General features: G+C 60.0%; 7 protein-coding genes. 5 read left to right on the top strand and 2 right to left on the bottom strand.

Going from position 1 to position 7,729, the window contains the following annotated elements:
- The 5 genes from B3520_RS14505 to B3520_RS14485 all read left to right on the top strand — a co-directional run.
- Window positions 1-189 (top strand): hypothetical protein (locus tag B3520_RS14505; protein WP_286876354.1); only part of this gene is annotated, 189 nt, incomplete at its 5' end.
- A complete protein-coding gene (locus B3520_RS14500) occupies window positions 186-1,550 on the top strand; it encodes a sigma 54-interacting transcriptional regulator (RefSeq protein ID WP_286806310.1) in 1,365 nt (454 codons plus the stop codon). The genes B3520_RS14505 and B3520_RS14500, both read left to right, overlap by 4 nt.
- Before the next feature lie 112 nt (window positions 1,551-1,662).
- Window positions 1,663-2,793 (top strand): tRNA 2-selenouridine(34) synthase MnmH, encoded by a 1,131-nt coding sequence (gene mnmH, locus B3520_RS14495; protein ID WP_286876352.1) that lies wholly within the window; start codon window positions 1,663-1,665, stop codon window positions 2,791-2,793.
- Between the two features lie 60 nt (window positions 2,794-2,853).
- Window positions 2,854-4,377: a cryptochrome/photolyase family protein gene (locus B3520_RS14490; protein WP_286806313.1), complete on the top strand. Its 1,524-nt coding sequence runs from the start codon at window positions 2,854-2,856 to the stop codon at window positions 4,375-4,377.
- A 101-nt stretch (window positions 4,378-4,478) separates the two neighbouring features.
- Window positions 4,479-4,865: a DUF6746 family protein gene (locus B3520_RS14485; RefSeq protein ID WP_123639095.1), complete on the top strand. Its 387-nt coding sequence runs from the start codon at window positions 4,479-4,481 to the stop codon at window positions 4,863-4,865.
- A gap of 104 nt (window positions 4,866-4,969) precedes the next feature.
- Here the strand turns inward: B3520_RS14485 and B3520_RS14480 are convergent, their stop codons facing one another.
- Entirely contained in the window at window positions 4,970-5,671 is a 702-nt protein-coding gene (locus tag B3520_RS14480; protein WP_123639094.1) for a PEP-CTERM sorting domain-containing protein, read from the bottom strand.
- A gap of 258 nt (window positions 5,672-5,929) precedes the next feature.
- Window positions 5,930-7,729, bottom strand: a 1,800-nt coding sequence (locus tag B3520_RS14475; protein ID WP_286876350.1) for a TonB-dependent receptor family protein, incomplete at its 5' end; no start/stop codon positions are given.

Here is a 7,729-nt window from a genome sequence, read left to right as displayed (position 1 = left end):
GTGAGTATCGAGCGTCCGCCGCCCGGTTTTCCGGCATTCCTGGAGCTGTTGGCCGCAGAGGCGAAGTCTTATGCGTTGCTGGAGAGACGGCTGAAAAACACCCAGAAAAAACTCGACGATATGATTGACGGTATTCGAGCCATTGAGGCGGAAATGGGTGAGTCGACGGATGAGGAATCGCTGCGATGAGTGAAGCCCGAACAACCGCGACAGAACCACCACTGATTTTATTGGTGGACGATGACCCGGACATTCTCCAGCTCCTGAGTATGCGACTGAATGCCTCCGGCTACCGGGTGGCGACCGCGAGCTCGGGTGAGGAGGCGCTGGCCAGCCTGGATCGCGAACAGGCCGCTGCGGTGATTACCGATCTGCGCATGGAGCCGATGGATGGCATGGCCCTGTTCGCGCACATACAGCAGAACTGGCCCAACGTGCCGGTTATCATGCTCACGGCCCACGGTTCCATTCGCGAAGCGGTTGAGGCAACCCAGCAGGGTCTGTTCTCTTTTCTGACCAAGCCGATCGATAATCGGGAGTTACGCCAGGTGCTGGATCAGGCGCTTGAGCTGGGCGGGTTGGGAGCGGCCCCCAAAGCGGGCTGGTCCGATGCCATCGTTACCCGCAGTGAGCTGATGTTCAAACGCCTGGAGCAGGCTCGCCGGCTGGCGCGCAGTGACATCAATGTACTGATCGGCGGTGAGAGCGGAACCGGTAAGGAGCTTCTGGCCCAGGCGGTCCATAACGCCAGCGCCCGGGCGGAGCAGCCCTTTATCGCCGTCAACTGCGGAGCCATTCCGGCGGACCTGTTGGAGTCCGAGCTGTTTGGTCACGTCAAAGGGGCGTTCACCGGTGCGACCCATAATCGGGATGGTCTCTTTCTGGCGGCCGATGGCGGCACCCTGTTTCTGGACGAGATTGGCGATATGCCCCTGAACCTGCAGGTCAAACTGCTGCGCGTGTTACAGGAGCGCAAGGTTCGGCCTCTGGGGTCATCGGCCGATCAGCCGGTGGATGTCCGGATCATCTCCGCAACCCACCGGGATCTGGAGCAGGCCATCGCCGCCCAGGACTTCCGGGAAGATCTGTATTACCGGCTGAACGTTGCCCAGTTGGCGCTCCCGCCGCTGCGCGAGCGAAAGGAAGATATTCCCTTGCTGGCCCGCTCTTTCCTCGATGATATTGCCCAGCGTACCGGCGACGCGGTGCGCCAGCTGTCGCCCGGTGGGCAGCGGATGTTACTGCAGTTCGATTGGCCCGGTAATATCCGCCAGTTACGCAACGTCATTGAACAGTTGGTGGCGTTATCACCAGCACCGCTGATCGCCGAGTCGCTGATCGCGGAGGTATTGCCCGAGCAGGGGGCGCCGGCGCTGGTGCCTCTGAAGGAAGCCAAGCGGCAGTTTGAGCGGGATTATGTGGTGCGCATACTGCGAATGACCGGCGGCAACATTACTGAGGCGGCGCGGCTGGCGGGGCGAAACCGCTCGGATTTCCATAAAATCATGAAACGCCATGAGCTCGACAGCGAGCGCTTTCGGTCGGCCTAGCGAACCGTCGCTGTCACACGTTTTTGTCGCACGTTTTGTCGCACATAGTCACTACCGGCCGGAGCCCGTATAATCGGCGCAACTGAATGTTGCCTCACACAGCGGAGCCCACATGGCCGATCGCCCCCAGGATATTGATGACTACCTAGCGCTCTTCCTATCGGACACGCCGATGATCGATACCCGTGCTCCGGTGGAGTTTGCCAAAGGGGCGTTTCCCGCCGCGGTCAATCTGCCGCTGATGCTCGATGACGAACGGGCCCGGGTGGGCACCTGCTACAAGGAGCAGGGCCAGGATGCGGCCATTGAGCTGGGTCATCAGCTGGTGCAGGGTGATATCAAAGCCGAGCGGGTGCAGGCCTGGTTGGATTTTGCCCGCGCGAACCCCGACGGCGTGCTGTACTGCTTCCGGGGCGGCTTGCGTTCACAGATCTGTCAGCAGTGGCTGCGCGAGGCCGGCTGCGACTACCCTCGGGTCACCGGCGGCTACAAAGCACTGCGCTGGTTTCTGATTGATCAGATGGAGCGAATCTGTCGGGAACACCCCCTGATCGTATTGGCCGGGCGTACCGGTGTGGCAAAGACCGACCTGCTGGTCCAGTTGCCCCAGAGCGTCGACCTGGAAGGGCGAGCCAATCACCGCGGCAGCGCCTTCGGACGTCGGGTGGGCGGCCAGCCCAGCCAGATCAATTTTGAGAACGCCGTGGCCGTTGATCTACTGCGCTGCCACCATCGAGCACCGGATACGCCGATTCTGGTGGAGGATGAAAGCCATCTGATCGGTCGCTGCGTATTACCCATGCCACTGAAGGAGGCCATGGAGCGCGCCCCGCTGGCCCTGCTGGAGGTGTCGCTGGAAGAGCGGGTTGAGCACACCTACACCAACTATATCCTGCGCAAGCTGGCGGAGTGGTCCGAGGATCAGGGCGAGGAAGACGGTTTTGAACGCTTTGCGGAGGACCTGCGGGTGTCCCTCGGGCGCATTCGCAAGCGCCTCGGCGGCGTGCGCTACGAGGAAATGGCGCACCTTCTGGAGCAGTCCCTGAGCGCGCACCGCCGGGGTGATCCGCAGTTGCATCGGGTCTGGATTCGCCGCCTGCTGGAGGATTACTATGACCCGATGTACCGCTACCAATTGAGTAAAAAGTCCGATCGAGTCGTGGTTCGCGGTGGCCCCGAGGAAGTATTCGCCTACCTGGCCGAGCACTACGGTATCGAACGCCGGCCCGACACCCCGCGATGATCTGAATCGGCCTCGGGCGCGTTCTTAACCGGACCCCTTACCGGAAAGGTTCGAATGCCCATGACTCAGGTCAGACTGATTCTCGGAGATCAACTCAACGCTTCTCACTCCTGGTTCCAGTCGCCGGATGAAGACGTGCTGTTTGTCATGGCCGAGCTGCCCCAGGAAACGGCCTACGTGGTGCACCACCGCCAGAAAGTACTCGCGTTTTTTGCCGCCATGCGGCGGTTCGCCTCGGCGCTGGAACGGGCGGGCCACCGGGTGCGCTATTTCACCCTGGATGACAGTGCCGCCTACACGGACCTGCCCGAATTGCTTCGCCGTGTATTGAACGAGACGTCGGCGGAAGCGTTCGCCTACCAGTGGCCGGATGAATACCGACTCGATCAACAACTGGCCGACTTCACTCGCACGCTGGACCTGCCGGTGAGTGTCGCGGACACGGAGCACTTTCTGACCGCCCGTGACGCCTGCGAGCACTACTCGACCCATCGCATGGAGTATTTCTATCGGGCACTGCGCCGTGAATATCAGGTGCTGCTGGACGATGACGGCAAGCCCCTGGGCGGGCAGTGGAACTTCGATGCCGACAACCGCGCCCGACTGCCGCGCGAAGCGGCCCTGCCGGAGCCCCTGGTGTTTGCCACCGATGTCACCGACATTGATCAGATGCTCGATCGTCACGCGGTGCAGACTCTGGGGGTGGCGGATCCGAGTGCGCTGCTCTGGCCAGTGAACCGGGCCCAGAGCCGGGAGCTGTTGCAGTATTTTCTGAAGCATTTACTACCGGCCTTCGGCCGCTACCAGGATGCCATGGCGCCGGATGGGTGGAGCTTGTACCACAGTCGTCTGTCGTTCAGCCTGAACACCAAGATGCTGCATCCGCTCGAAGTGATTCGCGCCGCCGAAGCCCACTGGCAGGCGAACCAGGCGCAGATCACCCTGGCGCAGGTGGAAGGCTTCATCCGGCAGATACTTGGCTGGCGAGAGTATGTGCGGGCCCTGTACTGGCACCATATGCCGGACTATCGCCAGCGCAACCACCTGTCCGCGCAGCGCCCGCTACCGGACTACTATTGGACCGGAAAAACCGACATGGCCTGTATGGCCCATGCGATCGGACAGTCCCTGGAGTACGCCTACGCGCATCACATTCAACGCTTGATGGTGACCGGAAACTTTGCGCTGCTTGCCGGTGTTCATCCGGATGTACTGGACGACTGGTACCTCGGTATCTACATTGATGCCATCGAATGGGTGGAGCTGCCCAATACCCGGGGGATGAGCCAGTACGCCGATGGCGGTTTGATGGGCAGCAAGCCTTACGCCGCCTCCGGGCAGTACGTCAACAAAATGAGCCATTACTGCAAAACATGCGCTTACGATGTGAAAGCGAAATCTGGGGAGGGGAGCTGCCCGTTCAACAGTCTCTATTGGCACTTCCTGAACCGTCACCGGGACCGCCTGGGCGATAACCCGCGGATGAAGCTGGTGTATGCCAACTGGGATCGCCAGGCGCCAGCCCAGCGCAAGGACGTGTTGGCAACTGCCGAGGTCTACCTCGCCCGGCTGAATACCCTCTAAGTAGGACTTGTGAGGCAGAGCCAATCGTGGGATTATATGGAAACAATTCTCATTTATATTGGGCGATTGAGGCCCACCTGTAACGCGACGAGGAGTTGCCAATGAAACTGACCCGAGCCCTATGCCTACTGCCACTGTGCGCCCTGTTGTCCTGGCCGGCCCTGGCCGATGACCCGGTAGACCACTATGCGGGCAAGCCCTCGGAGACGCTTGAAGAGGCGGTCAAAAACTTTACCGAAGGCAATGCGCGTCTGCGCGAGCTGCTGTCCGGCGAGGTGAGTAATCAGGATATGGCGGATATTCACGAGTTGAGCTACACCATTGAAAATGCGGTGGCCACCCTGCGCCGCGAGATGAACGTGTTGGCGGTGGTGCTGGAGGACGTGCACATTGCCTCCGAGCGTTTCAACCAGGATACCGTCAGTGCCAGTGGCCGGGCGTATCTGGATATGGCGAATACCCTGGAAACTCTGGGGCAGGCCGACTGAAAACTGGTCCTGCTCCGGCCATAAAAAAACCGGCCCTGTCCCTGGCCGGTTTTTTTATGCGAGCAGTCAGCACCAGCGATGCGCCGACTGCGTATTGCGTTCTGTTAACGCACCCGACGGCGGGCCCGGAATAGCGCAAACAGACCAGTCATGAGCAACAACAGGGAAGCCGGCTCGGGAACACTGGCGGTGGTCACTGTCAGCAGGTTCTGGGAGTTGCCCGCCTCCAGCAGGTGGAAGTCGTACTTGCCCGTTGCCAGATTGGTGTCGCTCAGAGTGTTCAACCAGTTCTGGGCGGTAGTGCGGGCGCCAGAGAAATAGTCCGACTTGAACGCGTTACTGGTCATGCTGTAAGCGCTGTTCGGCCATTCGTTGATGATTTCCCAGAGCGCGAGCTGAAACGCGGCTCCGTTGTACTTGCTGGTCTGCGCATCGTCGTAGTAGTTGGAGAACAGGCGATTGATGTGCGACCCGGCCGTTCCAAAATAATCCATCAGGTTGACACCGCTGTTCACCGTGTACTGGGTGGCGGTGGTTTTCAGCGTGGTACCGATTTCCACACAGAACGCACTCAGACCGTCATCCCACTCGGCGATGCCGCTGGTGTTGTTACTGGTGGAGAAGTCGAACTCACCCGCGTAGACGTTCGGTGTGCCGTACGACGAGTAAATGCGGCCCGTCGGAGCGCCTTCAGCGGCCAGATTGTTGTCGTATTTCAGAGTAATGGAAGCCGCTTGGGTGGCTACTGAAGCGATAGTCAGTAAGCCGGCGGCCATTGCCAGACGCAAAAAATGGATCATTTTCATAGCAGTTCCCGTGCACTTGTTAGGTTGAGGCTGACCAGAGCTGATGTCGATATCTTCAGCGCTGGCGAATCACAACCCTGTTTAAGCAGGAAGTGCGCCAGAAAATAAAAGTTATTTTAAAACAATAGGATATGAGTTTTTTAGGCTCTTAGGTAGAGTCTGGTTGGTGGTCTCTGTCAAGTTCTTCGACTGCTTTGCTCCGGCCACAAAAAAGCCCCGTCACCGGGGCTTTGGAGAGTGTTCCACGACGCTCAGTAATCAGAAAGTGTATTCGATACCGACTGAGGCGGTTTGTGGCTTGTTGGGTCGAGGGCCGAGCGGACTACGGGCGATGATTACCTGTTCGTCAAACAGGTTTTCCACTTTCAGGTAAACCGCCGTGTCGCTGTTCAGGTCGTAGCGTGATACCAGATCGACGGCGAACAGTGACTCAGTCCGATCCTGCTCATCGCCGGAGCGGTTGCAACCCAGGGACACGCAGGTCTCGTCCATGAACTTGGCGACCGCATAGTTCCGCCAGCCGTTGTTGTTGTCCAGCTCGACCCGCAGGCTGAGCAGGTTTTCCGGAATGCTGGCCAGCTCGTCACCGTCCCGAGCACCGCTGACGGCGTTGTCCGCACTCACTTCCGCCTGGGTGTGGGTGTAAGTCAAATGCACCGGTACGGAGAAGCGGCCCCACTCATAGGTGTTGCTCAACTGGAACTCCAGGCCGGTGACCACCGCCTCACCGGTTGTAAAGGTGCCCGACTCGGCGCCATTGCTACAGGGTGTCGCCATGGAGCAGTTTTCGGTCTGGTTGGAGAAGTCGCTATAGAAACCGATCACTTCGGCAAACAGCTGATCCTGTCCGAAACGGACACCAGCTTCAAAGTTGGTACTGGTTTCTGGCTCCTGCTGTTCGGTGGCGCCCCCGCCCAGGGGCGAGAAGCCCTTGTGAACGCCCGCAAGCAACTGCCACTGATCGGAGAGGTCGTAAGTCAGCGACACGCCGGGCAGCCACTCCTCGGAGCTGTTGCTGCGGTAGCTGGGTTCGTCCGAGCGCTCGGGCGTACTGTACTGGTTGCGATAGCTGTCCACGTCTTCATAGCGCAGAGCCAAGTCCAGTTTCAAGGCATCGGTCAGTGACCAGGCATCGGTGACCCAGAAGGACAGCGCCTCGGCGCCTTCCAGACGATTGTCGCCGCCGGTGGGCTCGATTATCCGATCGAACACCAGACTGCCGTTGATCTGATCGTAAATTTCCACCGGCTGGAAGCGGTCCATTTCATCTTCGTGCCGGCGCAGGCCGACTTCGATCTGGTGATCGTTCAAGGCAATGCGCGAGTTGACCTCAACGCCCTGAGATTCGTACACCCGATTGTTGTGCTTGTAACCGAGGTCCTCAGCGTCCTGTTCGCCGCGCAGCACAGCCAGCGCCGCCGCGTCACCGCTATTGGCCTGATCCACCAGACTGGTACCAAGCTTGAACCAGTCCCGGGCGAATTCGTTGTGATAGCCGATAACGTTCAGGGTCACCGCGTCGTTGAGATCAAACTGGTAGTTGGCGCTGAAGCCTTTGTGGCTGTTGTTCATCTGGTCGATGCTGGACAGGCCGTAGCGGCGGTTCGGATCGGCCGCGAAGTCCTCATCGGTCAGCCCCAGGTAGGTTTCGTTGGAGACTTCCTCGGAGTACTGGGCCTTGACGCCCAGGGCGTGGCGATCGCCGGTCCAGCGGGCCTTGGCGACATAATCGGCAATGTCAAAACCGCTGTCGCGGTTGCTGCGGTCAATGTCCTTGAACCCTTCGGTGCTGCGTTGCACGGTTTCGAGCAGCCAGCCGAAGTTGCCGTTGGTTTCGCCGTAATACAGATGGGTGTCCTGCTGGTTGTGCTCGCCCAGGGTGGCCTGGACCTTGCCGGCACGACGCTCCGGAATGGGGGTGCTCACCAGGTTGACCACGCCGCCGGTGGTCTGTGGGCCGTGGCGCAGCAGAGGGGCGCCCTTGAGCACTTCCACCGCAGACATACGCGCGGTGGTGGGGAAGTAATAGGCCGCCGGATTGGAGTAGGGCGCCGGCGC

Source organism: Marinimicrobium sp. UBA4509, assembly GCF_002388575.1.
Classification (GTDB): domain Bacteria; phylum Pseudomonadota; class Gammaproteobacteria; order Pseudomonadales; family Cellvibrionaceae; genus Marinimicrobium; species Marinimicrobium koreense.
This window is presented reverse-complemented; position numbering and strand designations above follow the sequence as displayed.

Bases quoted from the DNA above. Each gene is read 5' to 3' on its own strand.
- B3520_RS14500 (WP_286806310.1), top strand. From the start codon at position 186: ATGAGTGAAGCCCGAACAACCGCGACAGAACCACCACTGATTTTATTG.
- mnmH (WP_286876352.1), top strand. From the start codon at position 1,663: ATGGCCGATCGCCCCCAGGATATTGATGACTACCTAGCGCTCTTCCTA.
- B3520_RS14490 (WP_286806313.1), top strand. From the start codon at position 2,854: ATGACTCAGGTCAGACTGATTCTCGGAGATCAACTCAACGCTTCTCAC.
- B3520_RS14485 (WP_123639095.1), top strand. From the start codon at position 4,479: ATGAAACTGACCCGAGCCCTATGCCTACTGCCACTGTGCGCCCTGTTG.
- B3520_RS14480 (WP_123639094.1), bottom strand. From the start codon at position 5,671: ATGAAAATGATCCATTTTTTGCGTCTGGCAATGGCCGCCGGCTTACTG.